This is a genomic window from Thermostichus sp. OS-CIW-32 (assembly GCF_054060415.1).
The window spans coordinates 18,381-33,154 of the sequence record NZ_JBSSDD010000007.1 but is presented as its reverse complement, the minus strand read 5'-3'; the positions used below and the strand labels follow the sequence as shown (position 1 = coordinate 33,154).

The 14,774-nt window shown below is 59.2% G+C and carries 18 protein-coding genes; 12 read left to right on the top strand and 6 right to left on the bottom strand.

Annotation, left to right across the window (positions count from 1 at the left end):
* Nucleotides 1-11 precede the first annotated feature (11 nt).
* Nucleotides 12-368: a HesB/IscA family protein gene (locus ACVWY8_RS09490; protein WP_457394443.1), complete on the bottom strand. Its 357-nt coding sequence runs from the start codon at nt 366-368 to the stop codon at nt 12-14.
* A gap of 110 nt (nt 369-478) precedes the next feature.
* Between ACVWY8_RS09490 and ACVWY8_RS09485 the strand changes: the two genes are divergently transcribed.
* The 5 genes from ACVWY8_RS09485 to dusB all read left to right on the top strand — a co-directional run bounded on the left by ACVWY8_RS09485 (nt 479) and on the right by dusB (nt 3,991).
* Nucleotides 479-1,465: a ribonuclease Z gene (locus ACVWY8_RS09485; RefSeq protein WP_011433242.1), complete on the top strand. Its 987-nt coding sequence runs from the start codon at nt 479-481 to the stop codon at nt 1,463-1,465.
* Between the two features lie 29 nt (nt 1,466-1,494).
* Nucleotides 1,495-2,358, top strand: coding sequence for an RDD family protein (locus ACVWY8_RS09480; RefSeq protein ID WP_457394372.1), 864 nt, complete (start codon nt 1,495-1,497; stop codon nt 2,356-2,358).
* A gap of 91 nt (nt 2,359-2,449) precedes the next feature.
* Nucleotides 2,450-2,644 (top strand): 50S ribosomal protein L33, encoded by a 195-nt coding sequence (gene rpmG / locus ACVWY8_RS09475; RefSeq protein WP_457387255.1) that lies wholly within the window; start codon nt 2,450-2,452, stop codon nt 2,642-2,644.
* Nucleotides 2,645-2,673: 29 nt separating this feature from the next.
* Nucleotides 2,674-2,889, top strand: a complete 216-nt coding sequence (rpsR, locus tag ACVWY8_RS09470) for a 30S ribosomal protein S18 (protein ID WP_011433239.1) — start codon at nt 2,674-2,676, stop codon at nt 2,887-2,889.
* A gap of 16 nt (nt 2,890-2,905) precedes the next feature.
* Nucleotides 2,906-3,991, top strand: a complete 1,086-nt coding sequence (gene dusB / locus ACVWY8_RS09465; protein ID WP_457394376.1) for a tRNA dihydrouridine synthase DusB — start codon at nt 2,906-2,908, stop codon at nt 3,989-3,991.
* A gap of 81 nt (nt 3,992-4,072) precedes the next feature.
* Here dusB and leuB read toward each other — a convergent pair whose 3' ends face one another.
* The 3 genes from leuB to petB form a co-directional block, all read right to left on the bottom strand.
* On the bottom strand, nt 4,073-5,188 hold the full coding sequence (leuB, locus tag ACVWY8_RS09460; protein ID WP_414399133.1) for a 3-isopropylmalate dehydrogenase: 1,116 nt from the start codon (nt 5,186-5,188) through the stop codon (nt 4,073-4,075).
* Nucleotides 5,189-5,395: 207 nt separating this feature from the next.
* Nucleotides 5,396-5,908 carry a cytochrome b6-f complex subunit IV gene (gene petD, locus ACVWY8_RS09455; RefSeq protein WP_011433236.1) on the bottom strand — a complete coding sequence of 171 codons (513 nt, stop codon included), beginning with the start codon at nt 5,906-5,908 and terminating at the stop codon, nt 5,396-5,398.
* A gap of 98 nt (nt 5,909-6,006) precedes the next feature.
* Complete coding sequence (gene petB / locus ACVWY8_RS09450) at nt 6,007-6,654, bottom strand: cytochrome b6 (RefSeq protein WP_041436518.1); 648 nt, start codon at nt 6,652-6,654, stop codon at nt 6,007-6,009.
* Nucleotides 6,655-6,845: 191 nt separating this feature from the next.
* Between petB and ACVWY8_RS09445 the strand changes: the two genes are divergently transcribed.
* The 4 genes from ACVWY8_RS09445 (at nt 6,846) to ACVWY8_RS09430 (ending at nt 10,922) form a co-directional block, all read left to right on the top strand.
* A complete protein-coding gene (locus ACVWY8_RS09445; protein WP_457394379.1) occupies nt 6,846-8,123 on the top strand; it encodes a S41 family peptidase in 1,278 nt (425 codons plus the stop codon).
* 135 nt (nt 8,124-8,258) lie between these two features.
* Nucleotides 8,259-8,813 (top strand): phycobiliprotein lyase, encoded by a 555-nt coding sequence (locus ACVWY8_RS09440; protein ID WP_457394381.1) that lies wholly within the window; start codon nt 8,259-8,261, stop codon nt 8,811-8,813.
* 98 nt (nt 8,814-8,911) lie between these two features.
* On the top strand, nt 8,912-9,436 hold the full coding sequence (locus ACVWY8_RS09435) for a hypothetical protein (RefSeq protein WP_457394383.1): 525 nt from the start codon (nt 8,912-8,914) through the stop codon (nt 9,434-9,436).
* 145 nt (nt 9,437-9,581) lie between these two features.
* Nucleotides 9,582-10,922: a hypothetical protein gene (locus ACVWY8_RS09430; protein WP_457394385.1), complete on the top strand. Its 1,341-nt coding sequence runs from the start codon at nt 9,582-9,584 to the stop codon at nt 10,920-10,922.
* Nucleotides 10,923-11,045: 123 nt separating this feature from the next.
* On the opposite strand, the gene ACVWY8_RS09425 is transcribed toward ACVWY8_RS09430, so the two are convergent.
* Nucleotides 11,046-11,363 carry a DUF3067 family protein gene (locus ACVWY8_RS09425; protein WP_414408353.1) on the bottom strand — a complete coding sequence of 106 codons (318 nt, stop codon included), beginning with the start codon at nt 11,361-11,363 and terminating at the stop codon, nt 11,046-11,048.
* 183 nt (nt 11,364-11,546) lie between these two features.
* Here ACVWY8_RS09425 and ACVWY8_RS09420 point away from each other — a divergent pair, with 183 nt between their 5' ends.
* Both ACVWY8_RS09420 and ACVWY8_RS09415 read left to right on the top strand, forming a co-directional pair.
* Nucleotides 11,547-12,065 carry a cytochrome b6-f complex iron-sulfur subunit gene (locus tag ACVWY8_RS09420; RefSeq protein ID WP_457394389.1) on the top strand — a complete coding sequence of 173 codons (519 nt, stop codon included), beginning with the start codon at nt 11,547-11,549 and terminating at the stop codon, nt 12,063-12,065.
* A 122-nt stretch (nt 12,066-12,187) separates the two neighbouring features.
* The gene (locus tag ACVWY8_RS09415) at nt 12,188-13,171 is read left to right on the top strand and encodes an apocytochrome f (protein ID WP_457394391.1); all 984 of its coding nucleotides are present in this window, start codon (nt 12,188-12,190) and stop codon (nt 13,169-13,171) included.
* A 161-nt stretch (nt 13,172-13,332) separates the two neighbouring features.
* On the opposite strand, the gene ACVWY8_RS09410 is transcribed toward ACVWY8_RS09415, so the two are convergent.
* Nucleotides 13,333-14,145, bottom strand: a complete 813-nt coding sequence (locus ACVWY8_RS09410; protein WP_457394445.1) for a PhzF family phenazine biosynthesis protein — start codon at nt 14,143-14,145, stop codon at nt 13,333-13,335.
* A 244-nt stretch (nt 14,146-14,389) separates the two neighbouring features.
* On the opposite strand from ACVWY8_RS09410, the gene groES reads away from it, so the two are divergent.
* On the top strand, nt 14,390-14,701 hold the full coding sequence (groES, locus tag ACVWY8_RS09405; RefSeq protein WP_011433225.1) for a co-chaperone GroES: 312 nt from the start codon (nt 14,390-14,392) through the stop codon (nt 14,699-14,701).
* The last annotated feature ends 73 nt before the right edge of the window (nt 14,702-14,774 follow it).

Below are 14,774 nucleotides of genomic sequence, written 5' to 3'. Positions count from 1 at the left end.
CGATTGAGACTTTAGTGACCAACGACAGCAGCAGTCTCAGCAGTGGCAAAGGAGGTGCCACACCCACAGCTAGCTATTGCATTGGGGTTCCTGAAGCGGAAACCGCCCCCCAGCAGATCCTCGGAAAAGTCGACGGTGGTGCCGCTGATCAAGGTCATACTCAAGGGATCCACCGCCACCTGGATATCCCCAAAGTCGAAGGTGTGATCGTCAGGGTTGGCCCGAGACTCGAAGTTCATTACGTAAGAGAGGCCAGAGCAGCCGCTCGGCTTGACCCCTAGACGCAGGATGGGCTGGGATCCCTCTTTTTCGTACTTGCTGCGCAGGCGCTTCAACTCTTGGATGGCGCTATCGGTCAGGGTGATCATGACGAGAAGGCTCAAGGGTACGTTCTATTCCCCATCCTATCAAGGGTTTTTTCTCGGCCAGCGAGAGCAATTGGTAAGCTAGGGATCCCAATCCTTGAGGTCTTGCCCCTGTGACAGATCCCAACGCCATTCGGATCACCTTTTTGGGCACCAGCTCCGGCATGCCCACCCGCCAGCGCAATGTCTCTGGGGTGGCGGTGCAGTTTCCCCAGCGGTCGGAATGGTGGCTGTTCGATTGTGGCGAGGGCACCCAGCACCAGTTGCTGCGCCTAGACGAGCTGCGCCCCAGCCAGTTGCGCCGCATTTTTATCACCCACATGCACGGGGATCACATCTACGGCCTGCCGGGGCTGTTGGCCTCCTGTGGCTTGGGCAGCACCCCTGAGCACATCGATATCTACGGCCCGCCGGGCCTGGAAGAGTACCTGAAGGCCGTGTTGCGCTACAGCGAGACGCGCATCCCCTACGGCTTCCGCGTTCACACCGTCGAAACCGGTCTCATCCTGCAAGAGCCGGAATACTCCGTCTTCTGCGCGCCCTTGGATCACCGGGTGCCCGCCTTCGGCTACCGCGTGGTGGAACAGGATCGGCCAGGCAGCTTTAATGTGGCCAAAGCCCAAGCCGATGGGATCCCCTTTGGCCCTCTGTATGGGCAGCTCAAGGCCGGCCAATCCATCATCTGGCAGGGCCGCTGCTTTCACGGACGGGATTATGTGGGGGATCCCATTCCGGGCCGCAAATTTTCCTACTGCACCGACACGATTTTCTGCCGCAATGCTGTTGATCTCTCCCGGGCTGCGGATCTGGTCATCCACGAGGCTACCTACGCTCAGGCTGACTTAGAGCTGGCCCGCCGCTCTAAGCATTCCACCGCCGCCATGGCCGCCCAAGTGGCTGCCGAAGCCAAGGCCCAAGCTTTGATCCTCACCCACTTCAGCCCCCGCTACACCCCAGAAGCCCCCATTACCTTGGAAGACCTGCTGGCAGAAGCCCAAGCCATTTTTCCCAATACCCTGCTGGCCCGCGATCGGCTGACCTACGAGATCCCCCGTCGCAGCCCGTCCCCTCTGCCGGTGGGTGTGGGCTTGCCTCGCTAGAATGGTAGAACTGACTGTCTCAACCGGCAATGACGGATCCCAGACCCTACCCCGAACGCCCCCAATTTCCAGAGCGGCCCAAAACCGAACAACTGGATCAAAGTGCTGGCGAGTGGCGAACCTTCAGCGCTTTGCCCCCTGCCACTTCTCTGCCCCCGGTTCAAGCCAAGCGGCCAGTCCCGCAAACGGCTGCTGAGGGAGAACCCCTGCCGAAATTGGCTCCCTGGAGCAAACGAATTGGGGCTTTTGCCCTCGACTTTGGGCTGGGGCTGGGGATCTCCTACCTAGCCCAAGGCTTGGCTGCTCTGGTAGGGGCCAATGCAGGCGCAGTGGACATGGTCGGCTATATCGCCTTCTTCGCCACCTGGCTGGTGAACCGCGGCTATTTCCAATCCCGTCCTGAGGGCCAAAGCCTCGGCAAATGGCTGCTGAACATCAAAACCCTGGATCCCGAAACCGAAGCCTCGCCGCACCTGGTTCGCTCTCTGGCTCGAGAGGGGGTGCTCTCCCTCTTTGTGCTTACAGAGGCCCTGCTGGTGCCTCTGGCTGCGGATGGGCTGTTTGCCATCTTCGACAAGGAAAAACGCCAAACCATTCACGACCGCGCCGGACGTACCCTAGTGGTGGAAGCGGAGCGGGGCTACCACCTGGATGAAAAAGTCTTGCGGTTTTTGCAGGACATCCTAGAGGGGGACGCTGCTGACGACGTCAAATCGGCTGCTCGCGACCTGCTGCGCCAAGCCCAGCGCAATGACGCCGTGCGGGATCTGTCCAAGCAGTTGCAGCGCCTGAGCAAAGATGTGGATCGCAACGCCCGTAGCCTACGGCAACAAACGGGCAAGCAAGTGAAAACTTGGGTTGATTCCGTCAAGGAAAAGTTGGATAATTGGTGATCGCGCTTATCGAGGTAAACCCCCATCTCCAGCCTCAGGATCTGGGATTGCAGTTTCCTCATTGCCGTTTACCTTCGTCTTGGGATCCGTCATGGCCAAAGCAAAGGGTGCCCGCATCATCATCACCCTGGAGTGCACCGAGTGCCGCACCAACGTCAACAAACGTTCTCCAGGTGTGAACCGCTACACCACCACCAAAAACCGCCGTAACACAACAGCCCGCTTGGAGCTGAAGAAATTCTGCCCTCACTGCAACCGCCACACCATCCACAAAGAGATCAAGTAGTTCAAGCCGTTTCGCCGTTCTCCTGACCTATGGTTTACGCTCGCCGCCGTCTGTCTCCCATCAAGCCGGGAGAGCCCATTAGGTACACCGATGTTGAGCTGCTCAAGAAATTTGTTACCGAGCGTGGCAAGATCTTGCCCCGCCGCATCACCGGCCTGACCGCCAAACAGCAGCGGGAGCTCACCGCCGCGATCAAACGAGCGCGCATCATGGGTCTTCTTTACTTTGTCAACAAAGAGGGATAGCTTTCTCCGGATCCCGATGGGCCTGCAGCTTTCGCCGGAACTCCAAGCCCGCTTGTCCCAGCCCCTCGATATCGGTGGGGTGAAGGTTTTGAGCCGCGTTTTTCAGGCGCCGCTGTCAGGGGTAACCGACCAAGTCTTTCGAGGGCTGGTGCGCCGTTTTGCCCCCCACAGCTTGGTTTACACGGAAATGGTCAGCGCGACCGGCTTGCGCTATGCCCGCCAGTTGCCCCGCATCATGGAGGTTGGCGAGGGGGAGCAGCCTATTGGCATCCAACTGTTCGATTGTCGGCCCGACTTTCTGGCGGAAGCAGCCCGCATGGCTGTAGACGAAGGGGCGACCTTGGTGGACATCAACATGGGCTGCCCGGTGAACAAGATTACCAAAAACGGCGGCGGCTCTTCTCTGCTTCGCGATCCCGACACGGCAGCGCGAATTGTGGAGGCGGTGGCCAACGCAGTGGAGGTGCCCGTAACCGTGAAAACGCGCCTGGGCTGGTCGGATCAGGAGATCAACATTTTGGATTTTGCCCACCGTCTGCAGGAGGCAGGGGCGCAACTGCTCACCCTGCATGCCCGAACACGCGCCCAAGGCTTCAACGGCAAAGCCCGCTGGGACTGGATCCGCCGCGTCAAACAGCACCTGCGCATTCCCGTCATCGCCAATGGGGATATTTTCTCGACAGCCGCAGCGGTGAAGTGTTTGGAGGAAACCGGAGCCGATGGGGTGATGTGCTCCCGCGGCACCATGGGCTATCCCTTTCTGGTGGGGGAAATCGATCACTTCCTGAAAACCGGTCAAGAAAGACCGGCCCCCACTCCCCTGGAGCGGATTCAAATGGCCTTAGAGCATCTGCGCGGTCTCTGGGAGTACAAGGGAGAACGTGGCATCCGTCAGGCCCGCAAGCACATGACTTGGTACATCAAAGACTTTGCCGGAGCCTCTCAATTCCGTGCTCTCCTCTGTCGCATTGAGACGGTGCAGGAAGGGGAAGCCCTGCTTCTTCAAGCCATGGAGCGCTGCCAAGAAGCCACACCTCGACCGGAAGAGGCCATTAAAACCACCGAGGAGGTCGACCTTCTCCCTGAAGCCGGTTGGGCGTAGCTCCAAGGATCCCCACAATTGGAAATTGCTTGGAAATCGCCGCACGTCTGCCTTGGCTGTAGCCTGTGGCCCCGAAAAAGGCTATTGCGCCTGCTGCTGGGACAGGGCTGCCACCAACTTTTCTCCCATTTCCTGGCAACCCACTAAAGTCATTCCCTCAGAGTAGAGGTCTGGGGTGCGGTACCCTTGCGCCAAAACGGCTTCTACCGCCTGTTCGATGCGGTCGGCAGCTTGCGGCTGATCCAGGGAGTAGCGGAGCATCAGGGCGCCGGAGAGCACCTGGGCAATGGGGTTGGCTTTGTCTTGTCCGGCAATGTCGGGAGCCGACCCATGTACCGGCTCGTATAGGCCGGGGCCAGAGGATCCCAGAGAGGCAGAGGGCAGCATACCAATAGAGCCGGTCAGCATGGCCGCTTCATCGGAGAGGATATCGCCGAAGAGATTGCCCGTGAGGATGACGTCGAACTGCTTGGGCCAGCGCACCAACTGCATGGCGGCATTGTCGATGTACAGGTGGGAAAGTTCCACCTCCGGGTACTCAGCCGCAATGACATTGACCCGCTCCCGCCACAGTTGCGACACCTCGAGAACGTTGGCTTTGTCCACCGAGCAGAGCTTGCGCCGGCGTTTGCGGGCCAGCTCAAAGGCAACTCGGGCAATCCGATCCACCTCAGCTTCGCTGTAGACCATGGTGTTCACGCCGCGCCGGGATCCTTGGGCATCCGTGAAGATTCCCTTAGGTTGGCCGAAGTAAATGCCCCCCGTCAGCTCCCGCACTACCACCAGGTCGATCCCCGAGATCACCTCTGGCTTCAGGGAGGAAGCCCCCACCAGTTGAGGGAAGACTTTTACCGGGCGCAAGTTGGCAAACAGCCCCAGCCCCGCCCTCAAGCCCAACAAGGCCCGCTCCGGGCGTTTCTCAGGAGGCAGAGCGTCATACTTGAAGTCGCCGACAGCAGCCAGATAAACGGCATCGCTCTCTTGAGCCATTTTCAGGGTTTCTGCCGGCAAGGGATCCCCGGTCTGGTCGTAGGCAGCCCCGCCGATTAGGCCCTCTTGCCACTGGAGAGCAAATCCCATCTGCCGGGCAACTGCATCCAAAACGGCTCGTCCCACCCGCATGATTTCGGGGCCGATGCCATCTCCGGCAAGGGCTGTGATCCGATAGGTTCGAGCAGTTGAAGAAGAAGTGCTCATGAGCGGTCAAGCTGAAGATGAGGGCGTAGAGATACTACCATTTCGGCGGACTTGCCCATCCCTTGGCACACAGGTTTGCAGACAACTCCTCTAAAAAGCTCTCCAAATAACAAAGTGCAGCCTGGCCACCAACCTGCTGCACTCTGATGGTGATTCTGATGGTGATGATGACGATCAACCCATCAAGCGGGAGTCCCAGATGTTCTTTTAGAACAAGCCCAAGGTGACCCACTTATCCAAGGGCAAGGTGGCACCTATGCCCAGGTAGAGGGTGACCAAGGTGCCGATCAGGAACACCGTTGTCGCCACTGGGCGGCGCAAGGGGTTTTGGAACTTGTTGACGTTTTCGATGAAGGGCACAAACAAGAGACCCACAGGAATGGCAGACATCAGAGCAATTCCCAACAGCTTGTTGGGAGCAATCCGCAGGATGTGGAAGGCGGGGTAGAGATACCATTCCGGCAGAATTTCCAGAGGCGTAGCAAAGGGATCCGCCGGCTCACCCACGCCTGCAGGATCCATAACCGACAGGCCAACGATCACTCCAATAGTGCCCAGGATCACCACCGGAAACATAAAGAGCAAATCGTTGGGCCAAGCGGGCTCACCATAGGTCATGTGGCCCATGTTTTTCTTCAGCTTGGCTACAACTTTGGGGTTGTCTAGATCAACCTTGCGGGTGATGGCCTCGGTCGCTATCACCTGTTTTGAGACGGCCATGGGAGTTCTCCTTATCTAGGGACAAAAGTTCTGAAAAAGTGGCAGGTAAAGATCCCAGTTACCAGGAAAGTCAAAGGCGTCTGGGAGTCAAACCTTGCTCACAAAGGCCCAGAAATGCCTTGGCGGCGGATCATCAAAAAGTGCATGGTCATAAAGACTGCGGTCAGCCAGGGTAGCACGAAAGTGTGCAAGCTGTAGAAGCGAGTCAGGGTAGCTTGACCCACTGCTTCGCCACCCCGGATCAGTTGCACCAACAAGTCGCCCACCACCGGAATGGCACTGGGCACACCTGAGACGATCTTGACCGCCCAGTAGCCCACCTGATCCCAGGGCAGGGAGTAGCCGGTAACGCCGAAGGAGACGGTCAGCACCGCCAAGATTACACCGGTTACCCAGGTCAGCTCGCGGGGCTTCTTGAATCCCCCCGTCAGGTAAACCCGGAAGGTGTGTAGGATCATCATCAGCACCATCATGGAGGCACTCCAACGGTGGATGGAGCGCAGCAGCCAGCCGAAGTTCACCTGGGTCATGATGTAGTTCACCGACTCAAAAGCCTCGGCCACCGTCGGACGATAGTAAAACGTCATGGCGAAGCCGGTGGCAAACTGAATTAAGAAGCACACCAGCGTCACCCCGCCGAGGCAGTAGAAGATGTTAACGTGAGGCGGAATGAATTTTCCCGTTGCGTCGTCGACGAAAGGCGTAATCTCCAGCCGCTCGTCCAACCAGTCGTAAACTTTGCTCATAATGCCTGCAATTCTTGAAATTGGATCTCGAGGGCGGGGCAAGCCCACTCTCCTCAGCAATGTAACACAATCTTTTAACACCATCCTGGCGTCGGGCTCAGCTTGGGGACGAAGATCTCGATCCCAGGAGGCCAGGCAAGTTTTCGATATTGCGTTTTGTTCATGTTTCTTAATGTTTTTTTTTGGGATCGATGGTTGTGCAGAAGCCGAGATACACAGGGATCCTTTGGAGAGGGTGGGGGATCCGCCTTGTCTTGCTTGGGTGTTTGCTCTGGGCGAGTTTGGCCATAGGCCCCTGTCCGGTGCAGGCCAGCCGTTGGGGAGAAGAGCAGCAACTGCTGGCGCAGGCTTGGGCCTACGTGGATCGGGCCTACGTGGATCCGGGGTTTAACGGGCAAAACTGGTGGCAGGTGCGGCAGCGGTTTCTCTCCCGGCCCCTGAAGGAGCGCAAGCAGACTTACCAGGCCATCGAGGAGATGTTGGCCACTCTGGGGGATCCCTTTACCCGCTTTCTGGACAGAGAGCACTACCTCAGCCTGCAGACCTCTACAGCCGGCGAGCTGAGTGGTGTCGGCTTGCAGATTGCTATCGACGAGCAAGGCGCTGTGCGGGTGATTGCCCCCATGGAGGGCACTCCTGCCGAGCAGGCCGGGATCCAACCTCAGGATGAGATTTTGGCGGTGGATCGGGTGCCGGTGGCGGGGTTGAGTCTGGACGAAGTGGCCGAGCGGATGCGGGGGCGCAGTGGCACGCCGGTTACCTTGAAGCTGAAGCGGCAGGATCGCATTTGGGAGGTGGAGCTGGTACGCCAATCGATCACCATCAACCCCGTGCGCACCCGTTTTTTTGAGCTGCCTCAGGGATCGGTGGCCTACATTCGCCTCAGCCAGTTCAACGGTAATGCTGCCGCTCAAGTCCGCCAAGCCATTCGGGCCGCAGAAGCTCAAGGGGTGCGGGGCTACATTCTCGATTTGCGCAACAATCCGGGGGGACTCTTGCAGGCGGCCATTGAGATCGCCCGCTTCTGGATCCCCAAGGGCGACATTGTGCTGGTGACGGATCGCCACGGCATTCAAGACAGCATTCCCGCCACCGGCGAGGTGCTCACAGAGGCGCCGCTGGTGGTCTTGGTAAATCAGGGCAGCGCCAGTGCCAGTGAAGTGTTGGCCGGGGCACTTCAGGACAGTGGGCGAGCCCAACTGGTAGGAACGCGCACCTTTGGCAAGGGTCTGATTCAATCCCTGCTGGAGCTGGCGGATGGCTCGGGGCTGGCGGTGACCACGGCCAAGTACCTTACCCCCAGCGGCCACGACATCCATCGCCAGGGGATCCAGCCCGATGTGGTGGTGGCGGAGGGATCCATTCCCCTGACGGCGGAAACCTTGGCCGGGCCGGAGGACATCCAGCTGCAGCGAGCCTTGGAGTTGTTGGGGCAGACCCAAGGGATCCGGGTGGCCAAAAGCCCGTGAGGAAGGGGATCCCACGGTAGAACTCAATCGTTGGCATTCAGGATTTGGATTCCTGGTTGTTTTCGATTCGTTTTAGGATCGAAAGCAGGGTTTCCCGTCCAGCGCTGATCTCTGACTCTGTCCGCTCCCGCCCGCATGAACGCTATCCAGCAATTTCACCACTTTTTCAACTGCTGCATTGGGGCTTGGCGCACAGAGCGCACCTACCATTACCTAGACCGTGGCGAGGTGGAGCGCTCCCGCACCGAGTTCACCATTCGCACCCTCACCCCTGAGCTCAAGCACAAGGTGCTCGCCGACAACAACTACCCCAACCACAACGTGGATGGTTTTCTGGGCTTTCACTTGGCTTTTGAGACGGTTTCCGAAAAGGGTGAGGAGGCCGGGCAAGAGCTGAACATGCTGTTTGTCCCTCGGCAGGAAACCCCCCTGGGGCTGCAGGGAGACTACCTGCGGGATCGGGCCTACGAGGAAGATCGCCCGATGGTGGCGGCTTTCCGGTTTGATCCCGGATCCCTGCAACTGGTGATGACCACCACCTACACTCGTGTGGTTGCTGTAGATACCATCACTCTACTGAATCCGCGCCTGCGCCTGCGGCAGATCCTTACCTACCAACGTCCCCCTCAGGGTCAGCCTTTGCAGGAGCTGTTGCTGGTGGGGTTTGGGGTAGAACAGAAGCTGACGTGACCTACTCCCGCACTCATGCTGATGCAAAGCGCTCCGCGCCGCTAAAGCGAGAGAGGACGGGGCTTCCCGGCGGTCTAGCTAACCTGCGGATCCTGAGCATGACGCTTCCCGAAGACCTGAGATTGTCTCAGCACTTGGCTCTGATCCAGTTGAGGTTCGAGCGAGGACAATACCGGCAGGCGCTAGAGGAGGTTAAGCAGGCCCAAAGCCGCTATCCGCAGTCGGGTAAGCTACGGCTCTGGCAGGCCCTGGCCCAAGAAGCTCTTGGCGAAACGCAGGAGGCCATCCTGTTGGCCCAAACCTTGCTGCGCAACCCAGATCCAGAAGTTGCCCAGCAGGCTCGCTATGTCTTGGGTATCTGGCAAGCCCCTCGTCTGCGGCGTCCAGCGGAGTGGTTGAGCGAAATTCCCGATCTCAGCCGGCTGGAGGAAACTGATCCCCCAGAGTACCGCTTGGCCTATGGGCGCTCCCAACGCAAAGGCCCTTCCCCAAGATCTGGCGCTCCTTCTGGGGATCCCCTCAGCCGCCGGGCAGCGGATCCCCCGTTGGACACTAAGCCCCTCATCTGGGTGTTGATCGGGATCCTCTCGACCCTGCTGGCCGTGATGGCTTGGCTGCCCTAGAGGGGGGTATAACCCTCGCCGCTGCTGGGTTAGTGGGGAGATACTGGGAGTAGAGGAAACGATAGGTCTAGCTCAGGGGAGCGGATCTGCGTCCTAGGGATCCCAAAGGCTCCTCGACAATGGGGGCGGAAAGCGGAGGTTAAGAGTGGCTACACAAACATTGGTGATGGATGCAGTGGAACAGTTGGGCCTGCGGGTCACGCTGGGAGATATTGCATCCAGCACGGGCTTGGCTCTACACGAGGCCAAACAAGAGCTGCTGAATTTGGCCCAAAAGGCGGAGGGGCATCTCCAGGTTTCCCGGCAGGGGGAGATTACCTATGTTTTCCCGCCGGATTTTCGCAGCATTCTCAAGCGCAAGGAGCAGCAGGATCGGCTAGCAGCCCTGCGTCGCCGGTTGTGGGGGGGCTTCCTCTATGGGTTGCGCATCTCCTTCGGCATCCTGCTGGTGGTGTCGATTGTCTTGATTGTCCTAGCGTTGATTGCCTTGCAGATGGCCAGTAGCCGCGAGCAGGACAATCGCAGCCGATCGCGGGGGATAGGGTTTTATTACTTCCCCAACCTTTGGATCGGCAACCCCTTCTGGGATCCCTATCCCTACTATGGCAGCTACTCCGGTCGGACGCGCCCCCGCCAGCCGCAAAAATCCGAGCTGAACTTCCTGGAAGCGGTGTACAGCTTCCTCTTTGGGGACGGGGATCCCAATGCCAACCTGGAGGAGGAGCGCTATGCCCTCATTGGCCAACTGATTCGTGCCAATGGGGGGGTGATCGCAGCGGAACAGGTGTTGCCCTACCTGGATGTGGAGCCGGGATCCCCGGCCTTGGAATACGAAGATTACATGCTGCCCATTTTGCTCAAGTTCGACGGCCAGCCGGAGGTCAGCGAGGATGGGGACATTGTCTACCGCTTCCCAGAGCTGCAGGTGGCCGCCTCAGAGCGTGAGCCCAAGGGGATCCCCGAAGTGTTGCAGGAGAAACCTTGGGTGTTCAGCCGGGCCACGCCTGGTCAACTGACCCTGGCAGGGGGTTTGGGAGTTCTCAATTTCTTTCTGGCCGCCATTCTCTATGGGGCACGGGAAGAGGTGGCAGCGGCAGCCGGCAGCAATGCTTTTTTGGCCTTCATCTACCCGTTGATCGGCTTCCTCTTCCTCTACGGCACGCTGTTTTTGGCGGTGCCCGCCGTTCGCTGGCTAGCCTTGCAAATCCGCAACCAGGGGGTGGAGCGTCGCAATCGTGTCCGGCAGCTTTGGCGAGAGCATCTGCAGCATCCCACAGAGGCGCTGCTGCGCAAACTCAACTTTGCCCGCCGCTTCCGCCGTCAAGAAGTTGTGCAAGAGTCGGACACCATTTACTCAACCGACCGGGATTTGATCGAGCAGCGGGACTACCGTCTGGACGAGCCGGCATTCCGCCAACTTTTGGAATCCGAAGCTCAGCAGGATCGCCCCGAAACCGAACAAGTGCGCAAGCCGCGTCCCCTCTAGAGAGGTCATGGCCGTTGGGCAAACTCCCGGTCTGCCGTTTGAGCTGAGACCCATTCGAGTTTCTTGCCCAGCCGGAGAATCCGGCGCTTGGGTTTGCTTGGACTTTTTTCTCCCCCGGAGAACTCACAGCAACCACTCCGAGACCCGCTCCCCCACCTTCTGCAAATCCAGAGGAATGGCCACCGCCTTGCCCATACGAGGTCTCTGACGGGTGGACTCGATCTCCCGGCGCACCGATTCCCACACCCCCCAAGCCTGCAAATGGGCCAGCACTCTCTCCAAGTGGGCCAGATACTCCGCCTCGCTCAAGGGAAAGGAGGGCTGCTCCAGGTAGCGCCACATCACCAGCAACACCACCTTCTGCTGGATACGGCGCAGCTGCACGTCGTAGGAATAGCCCCACTTCTCGCGCAACAAAGCTTGAAAGTCGGATCCCTTCATCAGACTTGTCTGAGGCTGGCTTGGATCTTGCTCCAATCGCGCTGGGTGGGCCGCTCACCTTGGGAAGGAAGGCCACAGCCTCTTACAGCGTTGCATTTCTTAACGATATTGGCCAGAGGGGTCGGTTAGGATGATGTCGCTTGTCAACGAACGTTAAAACTTCTCAGGTCTGCATTTGCCATTATGACGGAAGCGGTTAGCAACTTTGAAGCGCCCCCCATGAGCCGGCGGGTTCTTCTCAATGCCCTGCTCAGCGGCTCTGTGGGAGTCGTGGTGGTGGGCGCCCTCTACCCGGTGGTGAAGTACTTTATCCCGCCCTCTGCCGGTGGAGGGGGGGAAGGCGTCATCGCTCAGGACGCCCTCGGCAAGCCCATCAGCGTCAGTGAACTGTTGGCCACCCATGCTGCCACGGACCGGGTGCTGGCCCAAGGTTTGAAGGGGGATCCCACCTACATCGTGATCGACAACGGGGCGGTGGCCAACTATGGCCTCAACGCGGTTTGTACCCACCTCGGTTGCGTGGTGCCCTGGAATGTGGGGGAAAACTTGTTTAAGTGCCCTTGCCACGGATCCCAGTATGCGGCCAATGGCAAGGTGATCCGGGGACCGGCTCCCCGCTCGCTGGAGCTGGTGAGCGCCACTGTGGATGGCGACAACGTCCGCTTCAGCCCTTGGCAAGGCCCCGATTTCCGGGAAACCTAAAGGGCAAGGGATCCCGCTGGCTGTGCCGGCTTTTGCCGAACGATTTGGGGCAAATTGTCGAGATGGCTGTTCCAAGACTGTGTCCTAAACCTGTGATGGAAATTCATTCTGAGCTGAGAGTTATGAAGCGAATCTGCTTGGCCTTCTGTGGGCTGCTGCTGTTGCTGGGGATGGGGGCACGTCCGGCGGCAGCCTACCCCTACTATGCCCAGATGGCCTACGACAACCCCCGCGAGGCGACTGGAAAAATTGTCTGTGCCAACTGCCACCTGAACGCCATGCCCACTCGCGCCGAGGTGCCCCAGGCCGTCACCCCCGGCCAGGTGTTCACCATCAAAGTTGGGATCCCTTATGACCTGAGCAAGCAGCAGGTGCTGGCAGACGGCAGCAAGGGTGGGTTGAATGTGGGCGCGGTGGTGGTCTTGCCGGAGGGCTTCCGTTTAGCCACCGAAGCCGAAATGACCGAGGAACAGCGGCAGGAAACCGCCGAGACCTACATCACCCCCTACAGCGACGCGAAGCCCAATATCCTCTTGGTCGGGCCTTTGCCGGGCGAGCAGCATCAAGAAATCGTCTTCCCGGTGGTGGCCCCTGACCCGAAAGAGGATCCCTCGGTGGCCTTCATGAAGTATCGCGTTTACATCGGGGCCAACCGAGGTCGCGGTCAGCTTAACCCCGACGGCAGCCTCAGCAACAACAACGTTTTCCGCGCTCCGGCCACGGGGCGTCTGGTCAACATCGCCACCCTCAACTCCGATATCAGCGATCTACCGGCTGAATTGGCCAGCCTGGTGCCCCCGGAATATGAGCTGCCAGGCACGCGGGTTCTCAGCTTCGAGAGCGAAAGCGGGATCCACAACCTGGTGGTGCCACCTGGGCCGGAGCTGGTGGTTGCCGTTGGCGACAGCGTCAAAGAAGGGGATCCCGTCACCAACAATCCCAATGTGGGCGGCTTTGGCCAGGTGGAGCGGGATCTGGTGCTGCAAAGCCCGGAGCGGGTGAAATGGCTGGTGGCTTTCCTGGCAGCCGTTACGATTGCCCAGCTCTTATTGGTGCTCAAGAAAAAGCAGGTGGAGCTCATTCAAGCCGCCGAAATCCTTGGCTAGCTCAAGCTCTTTCCTGGCCTGCACCTCGGAGGTATCCGAGGTGTTTTTTGTTCTGTAGGGCTGATAGCAGTCGTGGTTTTTATTACCATCTATTTCAACTGCTCGCCCTAGCGGGCCGGAGGCCTTGTTCCCTGCCGCTAGCACCCTAGTCGACAACGGTTCTAAGGCAGCCTCAGCTCTCCTCTGATCACCAGCACCGCTTGCCCAGCAATCTCCACCCGTGAGCCTCGATCTCGGCACCACAGCTCGCCCCCGCGGGCCGAGAGCTGGTGAGCCTTCAAATCAAGTCGGCCCAGGCGTTTGGCCCAATAGGGCATCAAAAGACACTGGGCGGATCCCGTCACCGGATCCTCCGGGATCCCCAGTCGAGGGGCAAAAACGCGGCAGACAAAATCCGGCCCATTCCCCAGAGCCGCCCCAGAGGCTGTGACGATCAACCCCGGAACGGGGAGCGCTTGAACCTGAACCAGATCCGGCTGCACCTGCTGCACTTGTTCCGCCGAAGCCAGCACCGCTACCCCCATGTCCCCCCGGTATAGCTCCACAGGTGGGATCCCCAAAGCCGCTGCCACCTGCTCCTTGGCTTCTGGCCAAGGTTCCGGAGTTTGAGCAGGAAAATCCATGGCCAGGCGATCCCCCTGCCGCCGCACCTGCAACAGGCCACTGCGGGTGGAAAAGGCTACCCTCTCCGCCTCAGGATGCACCTCGGTGAACAGCACATGGGCACCAGCCAAGGTGGCGTGGCCACAGAGATCCACCTCCGTCGTCGGCGTAAACCAGCGCAGCCCATAGTGGGGAACCTCGCCCTGGGATCCCTGAGGCAGTAAAAAAGCCGTCTCCGACAAATTGTTCTCTGCGGCAATGGCCTGCATCAGCGCCTGCGGCAGCTCCTGAGGCAGCAAACACACCGCCGCGGGGTTACCTGCAAAAGGCACTGCCGTAAACGCATCCACCTGAAACAACGGGATCCACACCTTCTCAACCCAGCCCAACTCAGGCCATGATCCCACACCGGCACCAAAAGTAGGGGGATCCGCACCCCGACCGTACCCGCCAAAAGCGGGATCCCACCGACAGAGGCTATTGTCAGGCCAGAAAGTTGGCTGATAAACTAGCACTCGTAAGTCGAGAGTGCTAAGTCGCTTCCCTTCGGGGAAGTGGAACTAATGGAAATGAAAACTTCAGCTTCGTGCTTTAGGATCACGGAGGACATTCGTCATGGCTGCAGTAGCTCTTAACGTCTCTACCCTGAAGCCGCTGGGCGACCGCGTGCTGGTCAAAATCGCTCAGCAGGACGAGAAAACCGCAGGTGGGATCTTCTTGCCGGACACTGCCAAGGAAAAGCCCCAGGTGGGGGAAGTGGTTGCTGTTGGCCCTGGCAAGCGCAACGACGAGGGCAAGCTGATCCCGATGGAACTGAAAGCCGGCGACAAAGTGCTCTACTCCAAGTATGCCGGAACCGAAGTCAAGCTGGGCAGCGATGAATATGTGCTGTTGGCCGAGCGGGACATTCTCGCCATTGTTCAGTAATGGTCAGTGATTCAGCAGCAGTTCAACGAACGATTGAATCCTTGAGACTCTGTTTCACCCTTACCTGCATTTG

What these genes read in the sequence shown, in the direction of transcription:
- ACVWY8_RS09480 (WP_457394372.1), top strand. Translation starts at nt 1,495, where the DNA reads ATGACGGATCCCAGACCCTACCCCGAACGCCCCCAATTTCCAGAGCGG.
- rpsR (WP_011433239.1), top strand. Translation starts at nt 2,674, where the DNA reads ATGGTTTACGCTCGCCGCCGTCTGTCTCCCATCAAGCCGGGAGAGCCC.
- ACVWY8_RS09415 (WP_457394391.1), top strand. Translation starts at nt 12,188, where the DNA reads ATGAAGCGAATCTGCTTGGCCTTCTGTGGGCTGCTGCTGTTGCTGGGG.
- ACVWY8_RS09490 (WP_457394443.1), bottom strand. Translation starts at nt 368, where the DNA reads ATGATCACCCTGACCGATAGCGCCATCCAAGAGTTGAAGCGCCTGCGC.
- groES (WP_011433225.1), top strand. Translation starts at nt 14,390, where the DNA reads ATGGCTGCAGTAGCTCTTAACGTCTCTACCCTGAAGCCGCTGGGCGAC.
- dusB (WP_457394376.1), top strand. Translation starts at nt 2,906, where the DNA reads ATGGGCCTGCAGCTTTCGCCGGAACTCCAAGCCCGCTTGTCCCAGCCC.
- petB (WP_041436518.1), bottom strand. Translation starts at nt 6,654, where the DNA reads ATGAGCAAAGTTTACGACTGGTTGGACGAGCGGCTGGAGATTACGCCT.
- rpmG (WP_457387255.1), top strand. Translation starts at nt 2,450, where the DNA reads ATGGCCAAAGCAAAGGGTGCCCGCATCATCATCACCCTGGAGTGCACC.
- petD (WP_011433236.1), bottom strand. Translation starts at nt 5,908, where the DNA reads ATGGCCGTCTCAAAACAGGTGATAGCGACCGAGGCCATCACCCGCAAG.
- ACVWY8_RS09435 (WP_457394383.1), top strand. Translation starts at nt 8,912, where the DNA reads ATGACGCTTCCCGAAGACCTGAGATTGTCTCAGCACTTGGCTCTGATC.
- ACVWY8_RS09420 (WP_457394389.1), top strand. Translation starts at nt 11,547, where the DNA reads ATGACGGAAGCGGTTAGCAACTTTGAAGCGCCCCCCATGAGCCGGCGG.
- ACVWY8_RS09445 (WP_457394379.1), top strand. Translation starts at nt 6,846, where the DNA reads ATGGTTGTGCAGAAGCCGAGATACACAGGGATCCTTTGGAGAGGGTGG.
- ACVWY8_RS09440 (WP_457394381.1), top strand. Translation starts at nt 8,259, where the DNA reads ATGAACGCTATCCAGCAATTTCACCACTTTTTCAACTGCTGCATTGGG.
- ACVWY8_RS09425 (WP_414408353.1), bottom strand. Translation starts at nt 11,363, where the DNA reads ATGAAGGGATCCGACTTTCAAGCTTTGTTGCGCGAGAAGTGGGGCTAT.
- leuB (WP_414399133.1), bottom strand. Translation starts at nt 5,188, where the DNA reads ATGAGCACTTCTTCTTCAACTGCTCGAACCTATCGGATCACAGCCCTT.